1 protein-coding gene and 1 pseudogene are annotated in these 1,618 nt (G+C 64.6%); both read left to right on the top strand.

What is annotated here, in order from left to right; translation table 11 throughout:
• Positions 1-107: pseudogene (gene pcm, locus EOA86_RS40915) on the top strand (protein-L-isoaspartate O-methyltransferase); the annotation flags it as partial.
• 213 nt (positions 108-320) lie between these two features.
• Positions 321-1,618: LysM peptidoglycan-binding domain-containing protein (locus EOA86_RS33815; protein ID WP_128345511.1), on the top strand; the 1,298-nt coding region annotated here is incomplete at its 3' end.

Raw genomic sequence — 1,618 nt, 5'->3', positions numbered from 1 at the left:
AGCAGGTGCTGGCCAAACTGACGAAGGTCGGCAGCCGCTTCGAACGCGAGGACATCGGCCTCGTCCGCCTGCAGCCGATCCTGCGCGGCGTAGCCGCGGTTATCTAGGGATCTGTCGATATTTCAGGTGATGGCCGCAACCGACCGGTCTGGTCGCTTCGCGCCCGTCCGCGACTGGGCCCTACCTGAACCTCAGGCCGACAGGTCCAGCCTTAAATATTTTAACAAAATTTGCGTCTGATTCTAGAGGTTTAACCGACCAGTAACATTAACGCGCTTTAATCGCGGTCAGTCTGTACCGGGTATCTGCGGGTAAAAGCGATGCAATTCAGTATTTTGAAGGCAAACGGACGCAACTTGGCGCGTGGTTTCGCTGTCCTCATGGTTGCGGGCACCGCGGCGGGATGCAGTTCCCAGGTCTCGCGGTTCAACAGCGTCGATGACGTTTTCACCTCCTCGACCAACAACCAGCGCGCCATCATCGACAAGCAGGACGCCGCACAGCCTTATCCTGGCGATGCGCCGGTGTCGGCCGCGCCGCTCGACGGCAGCCATACTCAGTCGGTCAGCCGCTCAAGCCTCGAGCCGGTTACGACGCAGCAATTGCCGCCGGTCAGCCAGTCGCAGCCGGCGCCCGCCGCCAGTCCGGCGCGCACCGCTTCGGCGCCAGCCGCCCCCCAGGTCGACCGGATCGCAACGGGGACAGCGGCAAAGCCGTTCAAGGACGCACAGTCTGATGCTCCGCGCATGGCGACGGCAGGCGGCGCACCGCGTGCTACCGAGATCGTCGTCAAGGGCGGCGAGACGATTTCCGGCCTGTCGCGGCGCTACGGCGTGCCCGCCGATGCCCTCATGAAGGTCAATGGGCTAAGCGCGACCAACGGGCTGAAGACCGGCCAAAAGCTCGTCATCCCGGCCTATGCCTATTCGGGCAAGAAACCGGCGCCGAAGCTTGCGGACGCCAAGCCTGCGAACGACACCAAGCACGATTTGCCGGCCAAGGCGCCGGAGATGGTGGCCGTGCTGCCGCAGCAGCCGAAGCCTAAGGAGGGCAAGTCCGCCGCGCCGGTGGATGCATCGGCCGCAGCAAGCCAGCCGAAGGACGGAAAAGCCGCCCCCAAGACGACTGGTGCCGGCACCTACACGGTCCAGCAGGGCGATACGCTGTCGGCGATCGCCAGGAAGACCGGCGTCGGCGTGGTTGCGTTGAAGCAGGCGAACGGCATGCAAGACGGTCTGCTCAAGATCGGCCAGACCCTGAAGGTGCCGGCCGGCGGAACTGCAACGGTTGCCGGTGCCAAGCCGGCAAAGGTCGATCCGGTAACGACTGCCACCACCCCGCCTGCGGCAAAGACCACGCCGTCGGAGACGCTGGCCGCCTACACGCCGCCGAGGAAGGATGCCAAGGTCATCCAGCAGGCCGAGGACGACGACGCGGTAGCGCCAAACGCCACCGGTATCGGCAAGATGCGCTGGCCGGTACGCGGCCGCGTGATCTCCAGCTTTGGCGGCGGCAAGGATGGTGTCGACATCGCGGTGCCGGAAGGAACCCCGGTCAAGGCGGCCGAGAACGGTGTCGTCATTTACGCCGGCGATGGCCTCAAGGAATTCGGCAATAC

The organism is Mesorhizobium sp. M5C.F.Ca.IN.020.32.2.1, from assembly GCF_004023105.1.
GTDB classification, from domain to species: domain Bacteria; phylum Pseudomonadota; class Alphaproteobacteria; order Rhizobiales; family Rhizobiaceae; genus Mesorhizobium; species Mesorhizobium wenxiniae.
This window is presented reverse-complemented; position numbering and strand designations above follow the sequence as displayed.